This is a genomic window from Microbacterium sp. LMI1-1-1.1 (assembly GCF_040815675.1).
GTDB lineage: Bacteria > Actinomycetota > Actinomycetes > Actinomycetales > Microbacteriaceae > Microbacterium.
The window spans coordinates 1-17,752 of record NZ_JBFPNN010000012.1 but is presented as its reverse complement, the minus strand read 5'-3'; the positions used below and the strand labels follow the sequence as shown (position 1 = coordinate 17,752).

15 protein-coding genes and 1 rRNA gene are annotated in these 17,752 nt (G+C 70.7%); 7 read left to right on the top strand and 9 right to left on the bottom strand.

Annotated features, from left to right (window positions below; translation table 11 throughout):
• Positions 1-90: 90 nt before the first annotated feature.
• The 4 genes from corA to MRBLMI1_RS15910 all read right to left on the bottom strand — a co-directional run bounded on the left by corA (position 91) and on the right by MRBLMI1_RS15910 (position 3,728).
• Positions 91-1,089 carry a magnesium/cobalt transporter CorA gene (corA, locus tag MRBLMI1_RS15925; RefSeq protein ID WP_367734488.1) on the bottom strand — a complete coding sequence of 333 codons (999 nt, stop codon included), beginning with the start codon at positions 1,087-1,089 and terminating at the stop codon, positions 91-93.
• Between the two features lie 63 nt (positions 1,090-1,152).
• A complete protein-coding gene (locus MRBLMI1_RS15920) occupies positions 1,153-1,482 on the bottom strand; it encodes a DUF3140 domain-containing protein (protein ID WP_367734486.1) in 330 nt (109 codons plus the stop codon).
• Between the two features lie 75 nt (positions 1,483-1,557).
• Positions 1,558-2,457 (bottom strand): EamA family transporter, encoded by a 900-nt coding sequence (locus tag MRBLMI1_RS15915; protein WP_367734484.1) that lies wholly within the window; start codon positions 2,455-2,457, stop codon positions 1,558-1,560.
• Entirely contained in the window at positions 2,454-3,728 is a 1,275-nt protein-coding gene (locus tag MRBLMI1_RS15910; protein ID WP_367734482.1) for a serine hydrolase domain-containing protein, read from the bottom strand. The genes MRBLMI1_RS15915 and MRBLMI1_RS15910 overlap by 4 nt, the downstream gene beginning before the upstream one ends.
• Positions 3,729-3,853: 125 nt before the next feature.
• Here MRBLMI1_RS15910 and MRBLMI1_RS15905 point away from each other — a divergent pair, with 125 nt between their 5' ends.
• Positions 3,854-4,162, top strand: a complete 309-nt coding sequence (locus MRBLMI1_RS15905; RefSeq protein ID WP_367734480.1) for a DUF2470 domain-containing protein — start codon at positions 3,854-3,856, stop codon at positions 4,160-4,162.
• A 56-nt stretch (positions 4,163-4,218) separates the two neighbouring features.
• Entirely contained in the window at positions 4,219-4,872 is a 654-nt protein-coding gene (locus tag MRBLMI1_RS15900) for a heme oxygenase (biliverdin-producing) (RefSeq protein ID WP_367734479.1), read from the top strand.
• On the opposite strand, the gene MRBLMI1_RS15895 is transcribed toward MRBLMI1_RS15900, so the two are convergent.
• Positions 4,860-6,236, bottom strand: a complete 1,377-nt coding sequence (locus MRBLMI1_RS15895) for an ATP-dependent DNA helicase (RefSeq protein ID WP_367734478.1) — start codon at positions 6,234-6,236, stop codon at positions 4,860-4,862. The genes MRBLMI1_RS15900 and MRBLMI1_RS15895 overlap by 13 nt on opposite strands.
• Positions 6,237-6,373: 137 nt before the next feature.
• On the opposite strand from MRBLMI1_RS15895, the gene MRBLMI1_RS15890 reads away from it, so the two are divergent.
• The 5 genes from MRBLMI1_RS15890 to MRBLMI1_RS15870 all read left to right on the top strand — a co-directional run bounded on the left by MRBLMI1_RS15890 (position 6,374) and on the right by MRBLMI1_RS15870 (position 13,719).
• Complete coding sequence (locus MRBLMI1_RS15890) at positions 6,374-9,676, top strand: LamG-like jellyroll fold domain-containing protein (protein WP_367734476.1); 3,303 nt, start codon at positions 6,374-6,376, stop codon at positions 9,674-9,676.
• 143 nt (positions 9,677-9,819) lie between these two features.
• Positions 9,820-10,224, top strand: a complete 405-nt coding sequence (locus tag MRBLMI1_RS15885) for a MerR family transcriptional regulator (protein WP_367734474.1) — start codon at positions 9,820-9,822, stop codon at positions 10,222-10,224.
• A gap of 186 nt (positions 10,225-10,410) precedes the next feature.
• Positions 10,411-11,547, top strand: coding sequence for a S8 family peptidase (locus MRBLMI1_RS15880; RefSeq protein ID WP_367734472.1), 1,137 nt, complete (start codon positions 10,411-10,413; stop codon positions 11,545-11,547).
• Between the two features lie 175 nt (positions 11,548-11,722).
• Positions 11,723-12,571 carry an NAD(P)/FAD-dependent oxidoreductase gene (locus MRBLMI1_RS15875; RefSeq protein ID WP_367734470.1) on the top strand — a complete coding sequence of 283 codons (849 nt, stop codon included), beginning with the start codon at positions 11,723-11,725 and terminating at the stop codon, positions 12,569-12,571.
• Positions 12,572-12,624: 53 nt separating this feature from the next.
• Positions 12,625-13,719: a hypothetical protein gene (locus tag MRBLMI1_RS15870; RefSeq protein WP_367734468.1), complete on the top strand. Its 1,095-nt coding sequence runs from the start codon at positions 12,625-12,627 to the stop codon at positions 13,717-13,719.
• A gap of 89 nt (positions 13,720-13,808) precedes the next feature.
• Here the strand turns inward: MRBLMI1_RS15870 and MRBLMI1_RS15865 are convergent, their stop codons facing one another.
• From MRBLMI1_RS15865 to rrf, 4 genes are all read right to left on the bottom strand, one after another.
• Entirely contained in the window at positions 13,809-15,809 is a 2,001-nt protein-coding gene (locus tag MRBLMI1_RS15865; protein ID WP_367734467.1) for a cytochrome c oxidase assembly protein, read from the bottom strand.
• 77 nt (positions 15,810-15,886) lie between these two features.
• A complete protein-coding gene (locus tag MRBLMI1_RS15860; protein WP_367734465.1) occupies positions 15,887-16,174 on the bottom strand; it encodes an HU family DNA-binding protein in 288 nt (95 codons plus the stop codon).
• A gap of 198 nt (positions 16,175-16,372) precedes the next feature.
• The gene (locus MRBLMI1_RS15855; RefSeq protein ID WP_367734463.1) at positions 16,373-17,590 is read right to left on the bottom strand and encodes an MFS transporter; all 1,218 of its coding nucleotides are present in this window, start codon (positions 17,588-17,590) and stop codon (positions 16,373-16,375) included.
• A 94-nt stretch (positions 17,591-17,684) separates the two neighbouring features.
• Positions 17,685-17,752 (bottom strand): 5S ribosomal RNA (gene rrf, locus MRBLMI1_RS16065); the annotation flags it as partial.

Here is a 17,752-nt window from a genome sequence, read left to right as displayed (position 1 = left end):
CGTTCTCGGGGGTCGTGCTCACCCCCCTATCTTTCGCGGAGGAGGCCCGGATGCGCCAATTCTTCACCCGCGCGCGGCGCGGCCCGCGTCTCAGAGCCAGCGCTTCAGCTTGAACACCGCCCACAGCGTCACCGACGTCACGAGCATGAGCGCCAGCGCGAACGGGTAGCCGTATGCCCAGTGCAGCTCGGGCATGTCGTCGAAGTTCATGCCGTAGATGCCGCCGATCAGCGTCGGACCGAACAGGATGGCGGCCCATCCCGAGATCTTCTTGACCTGGTCGTTCTGCTTCAGCGAGGTCTCGGTCTGGCGCTGGGTGACGAGCGTCGCGTTCACGGTCAGGGCGTTGTCGAGGATCGCGCGCATCGAGGCGAGCTTCTCGGACACCCGGATGACATGGTCGAGGACGTCCCGCAACGACCGCTTCACCTCGATGTCGACGTCGTACTTGTCCGCGCCGCGCAGCAGCGACTCGAGCATGTCCCGCAGCGGATCGCCCGCCCGCTGCAGATGGATGACCTCGCGCGAGAGCCGGTAGATGCGTTGCGACAGCTCCACGCCGTCCGCCCCGAACAACGCGTCTTCCATCTCGTCGATGTCGTTCTGCAGACCGCGGGCCACCGGGTCGTACCCGTCGACGACCTCGTCGAGGATGGCGTAGAGCACGGCCTGCGGGCCCTGCGCGAGGAGATCGGGCTGTCCCTCCAGCCGCTTCCGCACGTGCGAGAGGTCCGGCACCTCGGCGTGCCGGACGGTCACCACGTAGTCGGTGCCGACGAAGACGTGCAGCTCCCCGAACTCGATGGAGTCCTCCGCCTCGACGTACCGCGCCGGACGCAGCACGACGAACAGGTCGTCGCCGTAGCGCTCCAGCTTGGGGCGCTGATGCCCCGACAGGGCGTCCTCCACCGCCAGCGGATGCAGCGAGAACTCCGCCGCGACGCGCTCGAGCTCGTTCGCGGACGGCCGGAGCAGGCCGATCCAGCCCGTCCCCCCGTGCTCGCGCATGTACTCGAACGTCTGGTCCAGGCTCGTCGGGTTGTCGATGCGGTGACCGCCGACGTACACGGCGCTGTCGATGATGGCCATGCTTACGTTCTACCGCGCCCCGGGAGCGCCGGATGCCACCGCCCCCGCATCACAGCGAACCCGTCACTTCTCGGTGTCGTTGCCCCAGTTCATCAGCGAGTACCGCCAGTCGGTGTCGTGGATGTCGCCCTTCGGCTTCTGCGCGCTGTGGCGCTTGACGTAGCCGACGACCTTGCGCATGTGCTTCAGGTCGTCGTCGGTCAGGTCGGCCTTCTTCTTCTCGAGGATGCGGACGATGTGCCGCCCGCTCTCGTGACCGGTCGACTCGCCCCCGTCCTTCTTCTGGCCGACCGACTTCGACTCGTCGGTGTCGAGCCACTTCTTCAGCTCGCTCGCCGTCATGTTGACGGCCTCGTCGAAGTCCTTGCGGGTCTGGTCGTCGTCATCGCTCATGTCGACATCCTCGCCGGGGCCCCCGTCGCGCCCCGTCCCCTTGCGCGGGCCGCGACGCCGTGGCATCCGGTGTCCTCAGCCGAGCGGCTCGGCCAGGGGCTCGTCCGGCTCCGTGGTCCGCGCGGGCCGTCGGGCGGCCGCGCCCACCGCACCGATGCTCGCGGCGATGACGAGGGCGATGCCGCCGATCTCGAGCCAGGCGAGGTGCTGTCCCAGCAGGAGGAAGCCCGCCAAAGAGGCGGTGGCGGGGCCGAGGCTCATGAGGATGGCGAAGGCCGCGGCGGGGAGCCGACGCAGGGCGATGAGCTCGAGGGCGTACGGGACGGTGGACGACAGCAGCGCCACCGCCGCCCCGAGCGCGAGGATGTCGACGCGCAGCAGGGCGTCCTGCGCCTGCGCGACACCGAACGGCAGCGCGAGGACCGCGCCCACCGCCATCGCGAGGGCCAGACCGTCCAGACGGGGGAACTGACGCCCCACCCGTGCCGAGGCCAGGATGTACAGCGCCCAGCTGACGGCCGCCCCGAGCGCGAACAGGACGCCGACGGCATCCAGCCGGTCCCATCCGCCCGCGCCGAGCGCGACGACTCCGGCGAGCGCGAGACCGGCCCACAGCCAGCGCGCCGCCCCGGTGGCCGTGATGATCGAGAGCGTCAGCGGGCCGAGGACCTCGATCGTGACGGTGACCCCGAGCGGAAGCCTCTCCAGAGCGAGGTAGAAGAGCCCGTTCATGGATGCCAGGACGACACCGAACCACACCACGGATCGCCACGACGCCGCCGAGTGGCCGCGCAGCCGGGGGCGGGCGATCAGCAGAAGGAGCAGGGCCGAGAAGAGCAGGCGGAGCATGACGATGCCCAGCGGTCCCGTGTCGGGGAAGAGGAGGACGGCGAAGGACGCGCCGACCTCCTGGCACGCGAGGCCGACGAGGACCAGCAGGGCGGCCGAGCCGGATCCGCCGCGAGCGGCGCTCACCCCGCGGGCGGGGCGCAGATCGCGTTGCCGTTGATGGCGTCGCGCTGCTGCTGGGCCGTCCAAGGCAGGCCGGCCTCGGGCACGGTCTGCCCGTCCGCGGCCGGCGCCTTGGAGGCGATCGCCGCGAGCTCCCACGCGAGCCAGGCGCCGACCCGGGGAGTGGCGCCGGAGTTGTTGAGCACGACCGCGACCGACATCCCCGTCGCGGGATCGGCGAACGCACCGGTGATGTAGCCCGGGGTCGAGCCGAACTGCCCGATGAGCGAGCCGGCCTGGTACGCCCCGCCGGACGTGGTGAACCACGTCGGCTCCTCGGGTCCGACGGGCAGGGGGCGCGCGAACCGTCCGGCGTCCTCGTCCACGAGGGCGCCCGTGGCGAGGGCCTGCGCGTAGCGACCCAGGTCGGTGATCGTCGAGACCGCGCCCGAGTCCGCGCCGCCGAAGCTGGCGGACGCCACAGTGACCTCGCCGGGGTCGGTGCAGTTCCAGACGCCCTCGGCGTTCGGCATGGACCAGTAGCCCTGCAGCGAGGCGCCGACGGACGGTGCGGACGCGACGGCGTTCGGCAGGGAGGTGGCCGAGAGGCCGAGGCGGCCGGAGACGCGCTCGGCGATGAGGTCGTTGATCGACTCGCCCGTCGCGCGCTCGAGCGCGAGGCCGAGCAGGATGTAACCGGTGTCCGAGTCCGCCCAGGCGACGCCCGGGTCGTTGACGCGCGGGCTGGCGATGCCGAAGGCCATCAGCTCGCGCGGGTTCCACTCGCGGTCGGGGTTTCGCAGCCAGGAGGCCTGCAGCACGGAGGCGTAGGACCCGAGGCCGGAGGTGCCGTCGCAGAGCTGTCGGAGGGTGATCGCGTCGTACCCGGGCAGTCCGCTGACCCACGTCGTGACGCTGTCGTCGAGACCGACGGTGCCGTCGGCGGCGACCTGGTACAGCACGTCGCAGGTCATCGCGCGCGTGACGTCGGAGACGCGGAAGCTCATGTCGGTCGAGACCTCGCCGCCGCCGGGTCCCTGCGTCCCGAGACCGGTGACCCAGGTGCCGCTCCACGGCGCCCACACGCCGACGATGGCCCCGGTCGACCCCGTCGCGATCATGGCGGAGGTCACGGCGTCCTGCAGCTGGGCGATCGTGTCGTCCGGCAGAGCACGGTCGACCTGCGCCGGCACGTCGACCGGCACCGAGGTCGGTCCGGTGCAGCCGCTCAGCACGGTCGTCAGGGCCGCGACCCCGGCGAGAGCGATGGCTGCGGAACGACGCCACCCGCGCATGTGCACCCCCGATATCCGGCGCTCGACGAAACGCGCGCCCATCGATTCAAACACACGCCGCTCACCCCGGCCGTAGGGTGTAAGGCCCCGCCCGGTCACGTCTGCATCACATCTAGGCTGACCGCATGCCGCACACCTTCGACGACGGGGCGGTCCGTGCCGTCCTGGCGCACATGAACTCCGACCACGTCGAGGACAACATCCTCATCGCCCGGGCTTTCGGACCGGATGCCACCGCCTCCGGCGCCACGATGACCGGGTTCGACGGCGACGGGGCCGACTGGTCCGTCGCCGGCCACGACGGCGCGCCCTTCCCGCTGCGGGTGGCCTGGCCGGGCGGACCGATCGAGGATCGACGGGCCGTCCGCCGCGAGGTCGTGGCCCTGTACGAGCAGGCGTGCGACCGCCTCGGCGTGGAGCAGCGACCCCACTGAGAATCGAGGGCGAATTGGGGGTTAGGTTCACCTAACCGTTTGCGTATGATGGCCGCATGAACGCCGTCGTCCCGTTCTCCTCCGCTCTCCGCGAGCGCTCGAGCAGCGCGCACTCCTCGAGCGAGCACGCGGGGTTCATGGCCGATCTCATCAACGGGTCCGGCACCCGCGAGGACTACGTCGCGCTCGTGACGCAGCACTGGTTCATCTACGAGGCGCTGGAGGCCGCGACCGAGCGCATGCGGGCAGACCCGGTGGCATCCGTCTTCATCAGCGACAAGCTCACCCGCCTGCCGGCCCTCGAGGCCGACCTCGCGTTCCTCATCGGACCCGACTGGCGCGACCGGGTCGCGCCGCTGCCGACGACGCAGGCCTACGTCTCGCGGATCCGCCGCGTCGCCGCCACCTGGCCGGGGGGCTTCGTCGCGCACCACTACACGCGCTACCTCGGCGACCTGTCCGGCGGCATCTTCATCGGACGCCTCATGCAGCGGCGGTTCGGGTTCGACACGAACGGCATCGGCTTCTACCTGTTCCATGACATCGCCGACCCCAAGGCCTTCAAGTGCGTCTACCGGGAGCAGCTCGACGCGGCGCCGTGGGACGATGCCGAGAAGGAGCGGGTCATCGACGAGGTGCTCGTGGCCTACCGGTTCAACACCGAGCTGTTCGAGGACCTCGCGCGCGCGAAGGCGTCTCAGGTCGCCTGAGCCGCGGCCTGGCGCGCGGTCCACGCCTGCTTCATGAAGCGGCGCACGTCCTCGTCGACGCGGATGTCGCTCGGCCGCAGCGGGCGCGACAGATACAGGCCCTCCAGTGACGTCAGACGACTGAGCGCCACGTAGGTCTGACCGGGGGCGAACGCCCCCGCGCCGAGGTCGACGACGGCTCGGTCGTAGGTCTTGCCCTGCGACTTGTGGATGGTCACAGCCCATGCCAGCCGGAGAGGGAACTGCGTGAACTCGGCGACGATCTCGCGCGAGAGGTTCTTCGTGCCCGGGTCGTAGGCGTAGCGGTACCTCTCCCAGACGGCGGGCTCGACGTCGTGCTCGACGCCGTCGACCTCGACGCGCACGGCGCCGCCGGCGATCCGGGTGACGGTGCCGATCGTGCCGTTGACCCACCGCGCGACCTCGCCGAACTGGGCGCTGTCGTTCCGCAGGAACATCACCTGCGCGCCCACCTTCAGGGTGAGCTCCAGCTCGGCGGGATAGTTCGCCTCGCCCCGGCCGAAGTCGCCGGAGATCTCCGCGTTGGCGGTCTGCGTGCGCCCGACGAGCTCGTTCAAGTGGCGCCGGTTGATCTCGTTGACGCGGTCGTTCCGGGTGGCGAGCGTGATCACCGGATGCTCGCCGTCCGCGGGGTCGGGCGGCGTGCGCGCCCCGGCCGCGTTCAGCACGCCGGCCATGTCCGCCGTCACGCGCCCGTATCGCACGGCGTTCAGGAGCGCCTTGAACGCGGGGTCGGACTGCCGGTGGATCTCGACGAGCTCGTTGACGTGCAGGTCCGCGCCGTGGCGCCCGATGTCGATCAGTCCATCGCCTCCCGCGTCGCCGGACCAGACCTTGGCGTCGAAGAACCAGAACGAGCGGTAGTGGTCGCGGATGTACCGCATCTCGTCGCCGCGCGGCGGGACGGGCGCCAGCTGGTACGGATCGCCGAACATGACGATCTGCGTTCCCCCGAACGGCTCCGCGCGCCGGCCACGGGCCTGACGGAGGGAGCGGTCGATGGCATCCATCAGGTCGGCGTTGACCATGGAGATCTCGTCGATCACGAGGGTGTCGATCGCGTTGAGGATCTTGCGGGTGGCGTCGTTCTGCTCGATGTCGCCGTTCGCGATGAGCCCGATGGGCAGCCGGAACAGCGAGTGGATCGTCTGCCCCTCGACGTTCAGGGCGGCGACGCCGGTCGGGGCGCACACCGCGATCTGCTTCTTCGTGTTCCAGGCCAGATGCTGCAGCAGCGTCGACTTGCCGGTGCCGGCCCGCCCCGTGACGAACACGTGCTCGCGCGTGTCCTCGATCAGCCGGAACAGCGCCTGCTGCTCGGCGGAGAGGGTGGGCGTGCTCACCGATTCATGGTAGTTCGCGCAGCCTGCTCCGCGGGGAGGTGGGGAAGGTCGCCGGTCTGGACGGGCGCCCGTCCACGGGTTACTGTGAGCGGTAACACGCCGCACGACGACGAGCGGCGCCTCGATGGAGAGAGAATATGCGCCGAGCTTCCGCGAGCCGTTCGACGACGCCTGCCGCACCCGTCTCGCCCCCGGCTTCGCGCCGCACCCGCCTGAGCCGCACCACCTGGGGCGTCACCGCGGCGGCGGCCCTGTGCGCGAGCCTCCTCAGTCCGGGCGTCGCGACCGCCGCCGGGCCCGAGGACGCCCTCATCGCCGACTTCACCTTCGACAGCGGCACGACCAGCTTCACCGGCGCGGGCGCCACGGCCACCACGCAGGGCACCGCGCGACTCGTCCCCGGCGTCTCGGGCAACGCGGCGCAGCTGAGCAGCGGGTTCTGGCTGAACGTCACGAAGAACGGCGGCTCGCCCCTGCTCGCCGGCGTGAACGACGTCACCATCTCCTACGACAGCAAGCCCGACGCCGCCGGCAACACCGGGTGGACGGTCTTCGCCGCCCGCAGCGCGGCGCGGCAGGAGTTCGCGCAGGAGCACTATCTCGGCTACCTCGACCGGACAACCGGCGTCACCGTCGAGCGCTACGACAACGCGGGCTCCCGGAACACGGCGGGCAACCTCGTCTCGACCGCGTCCGCCACCGAGTGGAAGCACGTCGACCTCGTCATCTCCGGCGCGACCGCACGCCTGTTCGTCGACAAGAAGCTGGTGTCGACCAACACGTCGGGGCCCGTCCTGTCGCAGATCCTCGGCTCGTCGGGCGGTGTGCTGCAGATCGGCAAGGCCAACTGGGGCGGCGGGGAGTACTTCTCCGGCCTGCTCGACAACCTGCGCATCTACAACCGCGCCCTGACCCCCGCCGAGCTCGGACTGCCCGGTGTGCCGAGCGACGCGGCATCCGCCCTCGCCGTGCCCGCGCGCATCTCCGGCGACCTGCCCTCGTCCGTGCTCGGCAACGCCGTCACGTGGTCGGCGACCGGCCCCGGCGCGTCGCTCGTCTCCGCGGACGGTCGCATCGCACGACCGTCCTCGGGTCCCGTCGCGGTCGAACTGACCGCCCGGATTGCGGGCGTTGCACAGCCGGTCACGGCGTCGGCGCAGATCCTCGACGCCGGCGGCGACATCGCCACCTACGTCAAGAAGGTCACGACGACCGGGGGCGTCAAGGACGACCCCCTCGCCTACGACGACGACCGGCGGGCCGACGCGCTCTACGTCTCGGCCCGGCCCGCCGGCGCCACGGCGTGGGAGCCGCTGAACCGCGCGCAGGCGATCCTGTACGCGACGTGGGACGGCTCGCAATCCGCGAACCCCCACGCCCAGCTCGGGTCGCCGACGCTGGTGCGCTTCGCCGACGGCTCGCTCGGCGCCGTGGCCGCGCAGAACAACGCCACCGACTCCGTGTACGTGTGGGACGCACCCGACGGTGCCACCTTCCGCAACCAGCGCACGGTCAGGATCGCCGCAGACGGGTCGGTGGTCCGCGATCCCCGCATCGAGTACGACGCCGCGAGCAGGAGATACAAGGCGTTCTGGACGGACGAGCTGACGGGAGAGGGCCGCGTCGCCCAGCTCGACGGCCTCACCGGCTCGAGCACCCCCGGTTCCCCCACCCGGGCCGACATCCGCACCCTCGGCGTCAGCGGAACGGGACTTCCCGGCTTCACCGCTCAGAACGAGGCGAGCACCTTCAGCCTGTCCAGAACGGAGTTCGACGTCTTCTACAAGAACTACGTGGACCTGCAGAACACCGGGGTCCGCGCCCTCGCGGACGTCCCCGTCGAGAACGGCCGGAAGGTGGATGCCGGCACCCTCCCGTCATCCGTCACCCTCGACTACAACGACGGCTCCACCAAGAGCCTGCCGGTGCAGTGGGATGCCGAGGACCTGGCCGCCGTCGACTCGCGGACGCCCGGTGTGTACGAGGTGTCCGGCACGGTCCAGCAGACCGCCGAGGAGATGGTCAACGACGCCCGCGCCGACCCGCATCTCTTCTTCAACGAGGACGACGCGCACTGGTACCTGACGGGGTCGCACTACTCGATCCCCTCGAACGCGCCCGACGACCAGCTCATCGACGCCAACGCCTACCGCAAGATCGGCCTCAAGCGCGCGACCACCATCGCCGGTCTCGCGGACGCGCCCGAGCAGATCGTCATCGACCCCGACAGCGGCACGCCCGGGAAGCAGAGCCAGTACCCCAACACCTTCTACGGGTGGGGCGGGTACATCTGGGCGCAGGAGTTCCACAAGATCAACGGTCAGTGGTGGATCGTCGCCGGCATGAACCGGGGCTATGCGCCCACCAACGGCTGGTGCGACAACACCGTGCTCATCCCCTATATCGGCAGCGAGGAGTCGCTGCGCGACGGGGGACTGGTGAACCAGGAGAACTGGGGGGAGCCGACCATCCTCGAGGGCGCCGCCTTCGACGTCTCCTACCTCGAGCGCGTGGAGAACGGCGTCACGCAGGGCTACTGGGTCATGCCCAACGGCGGACGGCTGCTCATCGGCACGGCGAAGATGGGCCCGAAGGGCACGGTTCCGCTCCTCGAGGGCGGGCTGAGCGAGGTGTACGCGATCAGCCAGCCGTGGGAGTACGGCAAGCAGGCGCCGACCCCGTCCGACAGCGACGAAGGCGCCGACCAGGGTGTCGTCGAGGCTCCGTTCATGATCGAGCAGGGTGACAACATCTACCTCACCTACTCCGGGGGAACGGTCGACAAGTACTACGACCTGGGGATGCTGCGAGCGAAGAAGGACGCGGACCTGAAGAACCCCGCCAGCTGGACCCGCGTCCCGTCGCCCGTCCTCACCACGAACGACACCTCCACCGGCCGCATCGGCGGTCAGGGGCAGGGCGGGCCGGGACACAACTCCTTCGCCGTGGACCCAGCGGGCAACCTCGTGCTGGCCTATCACGCGCGCCCCTACCCGGAGCCGCACACCGGTCCCGCCGCGGGCGGTCTGTTCGACCCCGACCGCAACAGCTGGTTCAAGGCCGTGAACGTCCGCGCCAACGGGATGCTCGACCTGTCGCTCACGTCCCAGCAGGAGGTCGCTCCGGCCAACCGCACCGTGACCGCCCGCGTCGTCGTGGCCCCCGCACCGGCAACGGTGCAGGCGACCGTGGTGCCGCGGTGCACGGCCGGCCGGGTGACCCTGGTCGTGACGGTCCGCAACACCGGCACGGCTCCGGTGAGTGGGACGATCACGAGCCCGTACGGCTCGAGCGCCTTCAGTGATCTCGCCGCCGGACGGTCCGTGTCGAAGGCCATCTCCGCCCGCACCGCGTCGGTCGCCGCGGGGTCCGTGACGGTCGGCGTCCAGGGCTCGTCCACGCCGACGACGGCCGACTACCGCGCACTCAGCTGTCGATGACCGCCCCGGCGCGATGGAATCCCGACGGTCGCTCCGCGTCATCATCCACGAGGGGGCGGCCCCCCGCGGTCGCGGGAGAAGAAAGCGCGGTGGCGGGGGGCGGAGCAAGACCGCGCGTCGGACGACGCTGACAGAATGCAGGAATGCGCATCGGTGACGCCGCTCATGAGGTGGACTCGGCCCCGCACGTCCTGCGGCACTGGGAGAGCGTCGGGGTGATCCGCCCCGAGCGGGACCCCTCCGGACGCCGCGCGTACGGCCCGCAGGACATCGTCAAGCTCCGTATCGTCCGCGCCTGCCAGCGCCTGGGCATCAGCCTCTCCGACATCCGGACCGTCATCCGAGGGACCAGACCCGAGCGGAAGGCGGTCGTCGAGCAGCAGCTCGCCTGGATCGAGGAGCAGCGGCGACAGCTGGATGCCGCGGAGGAGTTCCTGTCGCACGTCGTGAATTGCAGCGCCGCCGACGTGACGCGATGCGATGGATGGCGGCGCTACGCGGGACTGCCCCCTCTGCACGAGCACCATGCCGGAGAGAACCGACCGTAGACGAGTCCGGGGTCAGGACGCGAAGCGCAACCCTGTCCTGTTTCGGCAACGTTAATTCCCGCCCGGAAGCTCCTGCTCGGGCGCCCTCCCGCGCGCCGACGGCCGTACGTTCGTCTCGTGACTTCCCCCGGAGTCAGCGCCGGTCCCCCGTCCACGCCCGCACCCCCCGGGCAAGAGAGGATCCCCATGTCCACGCGCACCCCCCGACGGTCACGGCTGACCGTCGCCGGCGCCGCGATCGCGATCGCCGGCGCCCTGACCGCCCTCAGCGCGGCCCCAGCGGCCGTCGCCGCGCCGGAGACGGACGACGAGTACATCGTCATGCTCCGCGACGGCGCCGTCGTCGACGACATCGTCCAGCGGCTCGGCGGCGTGCTCCCCGCCGGCTCGCTCACCCGCACGTTCGACGCCCTGGGCGGCTTCACTGCGACGCTGACCGGCTCCCAGGCCGCGCTGCTCGCGATGAGCCCGCTCGTCGAGACCGTCGAGCGCGACTCCGTCATGACCACCACGCAGGCGACGTGGGGTCTCGACCGCATCGATCAGCCCGACCTGCCGCTCGACGGCTCGTACACCCCGAACGGCACCGGTGCCGGCGTGACGGCGTACATCATCGACACCGGCATCGTGCCGGCGGATCCGGAGTTCTCCGGCCGGGTGACCCCGGGCTTCACCTCGATCGACGACGGACGCGGCACGGACGACTGCAACGGTCACGGCACGCACGTCGCCGGCACGGTCGGCAGCGAGACGTGGGGCGTCGCCACCGACGTCGACCTCGTTGCGGTCCGCGTCCTCGGATGCGACGGCTCGGGTTCGACGGCGGGTGTCATCGCTGGCATGGACTGGGTCGCCTCGCAGACCCAGCGCCCGGCCGTGGCCAACATGAGCCTTGGTGGCCTGTTCAGCTCGGCGACCAACGCCGCCGTCGACCGCATGACCGACCGCGGCATCACGGTCGCCGTCGCCGCGGGCAACAGCTCGCTGCCGGCCTGCACGTCCTCCCCGTCGTCGGCGGCGTCCGCGCTGACGGTAGCCGCGAGCTCACGCACCGACGAGCGCGCGTCGTTCTCGAACTTCGGCAGCTGCGTCGACCTGTTCGCGCCCGGCGTCGACATCACCTCGACGTGGCTCGACGGCACGACCAACACGATCTCGGGCACGTCGATGGCCGCACCTCACGTCGCCGGCGTCGCCGCCCTCGTGCTCGAGCAGGCTCCCGGGGCCTCTCCCGCAGACGTGACGTCGACAGTCCTCGGCGACGCCGTCGAGGGCAGGATCACCGGCGCGCTCTCGCCGAACCTGCTGGTGCAGGTGCCGTAAGGCCGGCAACATCCCGCGGGCGGCGCACGCCCGCGCATCAGCAGGGAGTCCCCTTCTCGCCACTCCGGCGCGGAGGGGACTCTTCTGTACAGGCGGCGCAAGCGAGAAGGGGCCTTGACCTCACGTCGACATGAAGTCGCACGATGGTGTCCGACCCCATCCGGAAGGAATCCCCATGTACGACACCATCGTCCTCGGCGGCGGACCGGCGGGCCTCCAGGCCGCCCTCACCCTCGGTCGCATGCACCGGCGCACGCTCCTCGTGGACTCGGGCGTCTTCCGGAACGGCACCGTCTCCCACGCCCACAATCTGCTGACCAACGACGGCCGCGACCCCGCCGAGCTGCGCGCCCTGGCCCGCGCGGAGCTCGCGGCCTACGCGACGGTGGAGATCCGGGATGCCGCCGTCTCACAGGTCCGTCGCGACGGCGACGCCCTGGTGGTCGAGGTGGACGGCGCCGAGCTGCGTGCCCGCACCCTCGTCCTGGCCACGGGTCTCCACGACGAGCTCCCGCCGATCCCGGGTCTCGCTGAGCAGTGGGGCGACCGCGTCGCCAACTGCCCGTTCTGCCATGGACACGAGTTCGCCGGTCGCCCCGTGGCGGTGCTGAACGCCGACCCGCACGCGCAGATGCTCGCCCGCATGCTCGGGCCGGTGGCATCCCAGGTCCTCGTCATCGACCCCGCGGAGGTGAGCGAGGTGCGCCGGACGGATGACGGGCTGGCGCTCCTCCGCACCGACGGCACGGTCCACGAGGTGGCCGGGGCCTTCGCCGCGCCGGTGTCCCGTCAGCGCGCCCCCTTCGCCGAACAGCTGGGGCTGGAGATCAGCGAGTCCGGTGGCGTGCGGACGGATGCCTTCGGACGGACCAGCGCGCCGGACGTGTACGCCGCGGGCGACATGGCGCACCCCGCGCACCTCCCCGGCCCGATGGCCTCCCTCGCGGCGGCGATCGCCTCCGGACAGCTCGCCGCCGTCGCCGTCGTGCAGTTCTTCGCGGCCGAGGAGGTCACAGCCGCGTGACGACTCCCTGTCACACGCGGCGTTCGTGGAGGTGGGATTCCTAGACTGGACGGGTGGACAACGCTGGCGGGGGGCCGACGACGCCCGAGGGGGTCGTCGCGCGTCGGGGTCGCGGACAGCGGCTCGTCGCCGAGCTGATCGCGCTCGGCCTCGTCGGCGTCCTCCTCCTCACAGCGCTCGGCGCCGGCGTCGGCGCGCTGTATCGCGACGTCTACGGTCCCCGCGCCTTCGTCACCCACTATCTCGACCTCCTCGCGGAGGGCGACGCGGCGGAGGCGCTCCTGGTGCCGGGCGTGGCGGTGGACTCGGTCGAGCTCGAGGCCGCGGGTCTGCCCGCGTCGGCGTCGGAGGCGCTCCTGCGCCCGGCCGCGATGTCGGAGATCTCGGATGCCACCGTGGTCGACGAGACCGCCGACGGCGATGTCACGCGGGTCACGGTCGCCTACACCGCGGGCGGCTACGCCGGACGGTCGACGTTCACCGTGCGGCAGGACGGGTGGATCGGCGTCGTCCCGCGGTGGACCTTCGCCGAGAGTCCCCTCGGCGTCATCGAGCTCACCGTGCGCGGCTCGATGAGCTTCGACGTCAACGGCTTCGAGATCGACAAGCGTCAGGTCTCGATCGACGGAGTGGATGCCGACCCGTCGGCATCCGTCCCCCTCCTCGTCTTCTCGCCCGGGCTCTACTCCGTCGGCGTGGACACCGCCATCTCGGCGACACCGGGGGTCGCCGTGCTGGCCGACTCGCCGCTCACCGGCATCCCGGTCGATGTGCAGGCGGAGCCGACGGACGAGTTCGTCGACGTCGTCCAGCAGCGGGTCAACGACTTCCTGTCCGAGTGCGCGGCACAACAGGTGCTGCAGCCGACGGGGTGCCCGTTCGGTCTCACGGTGCGCAACCGCATCGACGGCACGCCGACCTGGTCGATCTCGCGCCAGCCGACCGTCACGGTCGTCCCCGACGGGGCCGGGTGGCGCATCCCCTCGGCCGAGGCCGTCGCGCACATCGAGGTCGAGATCCGCTCCATCTACGACGGCTCCCTCCGCAACGTCTCGGAGGACGTCCCGTTCCTCGTCGACGGCGCCATCACCGTGCTACCCGACGGGACGGCCTCGATCCTCGTCGGCGGAGGCATGGAGAGCGACTGACCCCGGGTCTCGGTCCCTGTTCGCCCCGCCTTCCGCGGAACTCGCGCGACGCGGCATGCGATCGCGAACGGTTCGCCCGTCGCCGGGGATCAGACGCGGTTGCGGGCGGCCTCGCGCTCGGCGCGGCGCGCATCGCGGGCGGCGAGCTTCGCCAGCTCTTCGTTGTACGCGTCGAGCTCCACGTCCCCGACGCGATCCACGTGGCGGTCGCGGCGCTTCTGCTGACGCTCGTCGCTGCGCGACCACTGGATCGCGACGGTGATGGCCAGGATGAGCGTGGGGATCTCGCCGACCGACCAGGCCACGCCTCCGCCGATGTACTGGTCCTGCAGCGGCGTCGGACCCCACTGGCGGCCCATCGCGCCGAACCACTCGGCGACCATCAGGCCGGAGTTCATCATGATCGCGATGCCGAAGAACGCGTGCATGGCCATGATCGCGATGAGCACGAGCAGGCGCATCGGGTAGGGCAGCCGGTACGGGACCGGGTCGATGCCGATGAGGCTGAGCACGAAGAGGTACCCGGTGATGAGGAAGTGCGCCACCATCCACACGTGTCCGAGGTGGTCGTACAACGACCACCGGAAGAGGTCCGTGTAGTAGAACGCCCACAGCGAGCCGATGAACAGCCCGGCGGTCACGTAGGGGTTGGTGAGGATCTTCGCCGCCGGATTGTGCACGGCCCACAGGATCCATTCGCGCCCGCCGCGGGTGCCGTCCTCGCGCTTGCGGATCGCGCGGGCGGCCAGCGTCACCGGCGCCCCCGCGACGAGGAGGAGCGGGATCGCCATCGACAGCAGCATGTGCCCGATCATGTGCATGCTGAACAGGTAGTCCTGGTAGACGTTGATCGGTCCGGACGTCACCCAGAAGACGCCGAACATGCCGAGGCACCACATCACCGTGCGGTAGACGGGCCAGCTGTCGCCGCGACGGTGCAGCCGCCAGGCGCCGGCCAGGTAGAAGAAGACGGCGAACGCGACGACGAGCGCCCAGAGCAGGTCGATCTCCCACGCGGTGAACCAGCGGTCGATGGTGAACTCCGGCGGCAGCGGCGCCCCGGTCAGCACCTCCGCGGCCGTGGTGTCGACGGGAGGCAGCTCGTTCGCGGGCGGGGGCGTCCGCGCGAGAGCCGCGGCGACACCGCTCGCGACGCCCATGAACGCCAGCTCGAGGAGGATGACGCCCCAGAAGCGGCGCGACCCCGGCTCCTCCCCCATTCGAGCGATCAGCCGGCGGCGGTACCAGGCGCCGAGCACGCCCATGGCGAGGAGCGCCACGACCTTCACGAGGACGAGGACGCCGTACGGCGTCCAGAGGTTCTCCCAGCCGACCAGTCCGATCGAGGCGCGGACAGTCCCGGAGATCGACACCACGATGAACGCGACGAGGGCGATCGAGGAGTACCGCAGCAGCACCGTCTGGAGTTGCGACCGGGACATCACCGGGCGGACCGCGACGAGCAGGATGAGCCCGCCCAGCCAGACCGCCGCGGCGAGGATGTGGAGCACGAGCGACGTGACGGCAGCGGTGTGGCTGGCCTCGGTGCCGGCGTGGCCCTGAGTGCCCATCGGAACAAGCGCCGCCAGCGCGGCGATCGCGACGAAGAGCGTCGGAATCCAGGAGCGGACCGCGAAGGTGAGGACGGTGAGCACGGCACCGGCGATCGCCGTGATGAGCCAGGTGCGCCCGGTCTCCTGTTCGACCAGGAAGCGACCCAGCTGCTGACCGAAGACGGCGTCGGCGGTCGGCGTGGCCGGGATGACGTTGAGGAAGGTGAAGAACCCGGTGACGGCGGCCGCGAGCGTGAAGACGGCCGCTCCGATCGACGCCGTGTCCAGGGCCACCTCGAAAGGCCGCTCACCCGCCTTGAGGGAGAAGAGGGCCAGGACGAGCGAGCCGACCATCGTGGCTGCGCTGATGTTCACGACCACCGTGGCGACGGGCAGGCCCCAGCGGACGACGGGCCCGGGATCACCGATGAGCAGAGGAGCTGCTCCGCCGCCGTACGCCAGGCCGGCGATGACGGCGACGAGCGAGACCACGACGAGAAGGACGGGTCCCGCCACACGGAGAGCTCGGGCGTTCACCCTGCAAGCCTACGTCTCGCGGGAACGCAGAAGGGGGGATGCCGCTGGGCATCCCCCCTTCATCGACGCAGCTCGTCTTACTTGACGGCGGCCTTCAGCTTGGAGCCGGCGGTGACCTTGACGCGCTTGCCCGCGGGGATCGAGATCTCCTCGCCCGTCTGCGGGTTGCGGCCGGTGCGCGCCGAGGTGGCGACCTGCTCGAAGGCGATCCAGCCGGGGATCGAGACCTTGCTGCCCTTGGCAACCGCGTCCGAGACGGTGGAGAAGAGGGAGTCGAGCACGCTCGAGACGGCGGACTGGCTCTGCCCGGTCGCGCTGGCGATGCTCGCGACGAGCTCGGTCTTGGTGATGGACTTGTCGGCCATGGGGTTGTCCTCCAGACGACGCGACGGTCGCCTCTCTTTACATCGGACGAGGAGGATTCCTCCTCGGTGGTCGGGAGACCGCCTCGACAGTATCAACCGAACCGCGGAAAGACGCGGATTTTGAGCCGATTGGGCCGTTCCGGGCCGGCGTGTCGCGGTACACGTGGGGGGAATGGGGCTGACGGGGAGGCTGAGACGTCAGACTGACGGCCGCGCCGGGCGCAGCACCGCCACCGCCAGCGCGAGCGAAACGAGGCACATTCCCAGCACGACGGCGAGGAACACGTTCCATCCGGCTTCCCCGAAGATCACGCCCAGCAGCCAGCCGAAGACGCTCGAGCCGCCGTAGTACCCCAGGTAATAGAGGGACGATGCCTGTGCGCGGGCTTCGGGACGGGATGCCACCGGTGTCCATCCGGACGCGACCGCATGGGCCCCGAAGAACCCGGCGGTGAACACCACCAGTCCGACGACGACCACCGGGAGGACCGGGACCGCCATGAGGAGGACGCCCGCCGCCGCCACCCCGATGCTGGCGACCAGGACGATGAACCGACCGTGCCGCACGGCGAGGGCGCCCGCCCGTGGGGACGACACCGTCCCGGCCAGGTAGGCGAGGAACAGGAGAGTGACCACCACCGGCGAGAGGGAGAAGGGAGGCGCGGCCAGGTGGAAGCCCAGGTAGTTGTAGACCGCGACGAACGCCCCCATCAGAAGGAAGCCCTGCGCATAGAGGACCAGCTGTGCCGGTGTCCGGAGGTTCATCCACAGACGCGCGACCAGCGAGGGGCCTCGGTCGCCCCGCTCGCGTGACCGGCCGGCGACGAATCCACGCGCCCGGGGAACAAGGACGAGGAAGAGGGCGGCGGCACCCGCGCAGAGGAGAACGGCGGATGCCACTCCCCACCGCCATCCGACGAGCTCGCCGACGGGACCCGCGATGATGCGCCCGCTGAGGCCGCCGACCGTGGTGCCGGCGATATAGGAGCCGGCGGCGGCCGCGACGTGACGGGCGTGCACCTCCTCGCTGAGATAGGCCAGCGCGACCGCGGGAACAGCGCCGAGCGCGATGCCCTCCGCGAAACGGAGCGCGAGCAGCATAGTCACGTCCGTCGCGACGGCCGCCCAGCCGCCCAAAAGCGTCGCGGCGACGACGCCCACCCCCATAGCGGGAACGCGTCCGACGCGGTCCGCGACACCGGACCACGGGATGACAGCCGCCGCGAGACCGAGCGTGGACGCTGACACCGTCAACGCGGAGGTCGCCGGCGGAACGCCGAGGTCGGCAGCGATCAGCGGCAGCACCGCCTGCGGCGCGTAGAGCTGCGCGAAGGTGGCGATGCCGGCGAAGAACAGCCCCACGAGGAGCCGGCGGTAGTCGCGACTGCCCGGCTCATGCCCTGCGAACGCGCTCACCCTTCGACCCTACTCACGCGATGGCGGCGGCGTCGAAATGTGCCTGTAAATGCGAAATGGCCACCCAGCGTTGGGTGGCCATTTCGTTGAAGAAGTCCGGCGGTGTCCTACTCTCCCACAGGGTCCCCCCTGCAGTACCATCGGCGCTGAGAGGCTTAGCTT

What these genes read in the sequence shown, in the direction of transcription:
- corA (WP_367734488.1), bottom strand. Translation starts at nt 1,089, where the DNA reads ATGGCCATCATCGACAGCGCCGTGTACGTCGGCGGTCACCGCATCGAC.
- MRBLMI1_RS15920 (WP_367734486.1), bottom strand. Translation starts at nt 1,482, where the DNA reads ATGAGCGATGACGACGACCAGACCCGCAAGGACTTCGACGAGGCCGTC.
- MRBLMI1_RS15910 (WP_367734482.1), bottom strand. Translation starts at nt 3,728, where the DNA reads ATGCGCGGGTGGCGTCGTTCCGCAGCCATCGCTCTCGCCGGGGTCGCG.
- MRBLMI1_RS15905 (WP_367734480.1), top strand. Translation starts at nt 3,854, where the DNA reads ATGCCGCACACCTTCGACGACGGGGCGGTCCGTGCCGTCCTGGCGCAC.
- MRBLMI1_RS15900 (WP_367734479.1), top strand. Translation starts at nt 4,219, where the DNA reads ATGAACGCCGTCGTCCCGTTCTCCTCCGCTCTCCGCGAGCGCTCGAGC.
- MRBLMI1_RS15890 (WP_367734476.1), top strand. Translation starts at nt 6,374, where the DNA reads ATGCGCCGAGCTTCCGCGAGCCGTTCGACGACGCCTGCCGCACCCGTC.
- MRBLMI1_RS15885 (WP_367734474.1), top strand. Translation starts at nt 9,820, where the DNA reads ATGCGCATCGGTGACGCCGCTCATGAGGTGGACTCGGCCCCGCACGTC.
- MRBLMI1_RS15880 (WP_367734472.1), top strand. Translation starts at nt 10,411, where the DNA reads ATGTCCACGCGCACCCCCCGACGGTCACGGCTGACCGTCGCCGGCGCC.
- MRBLMI1_RS15875 (WP_367734470.1), top strand. Translation starts at nt 11,723, where the DNA reads ATGTACGACACCATCGTCCTCGGCGGCGGACCGGCGGGCCTCCAGGCC.
- MRBLMI1_RS15860 (WP_367734465.1), bottom strand. Translation starts at nt 16,174, where the DNA reads ATGGCCGACAAGTCCATCACCAAGACCGAGCTCGTCGCGAGCATCGCC.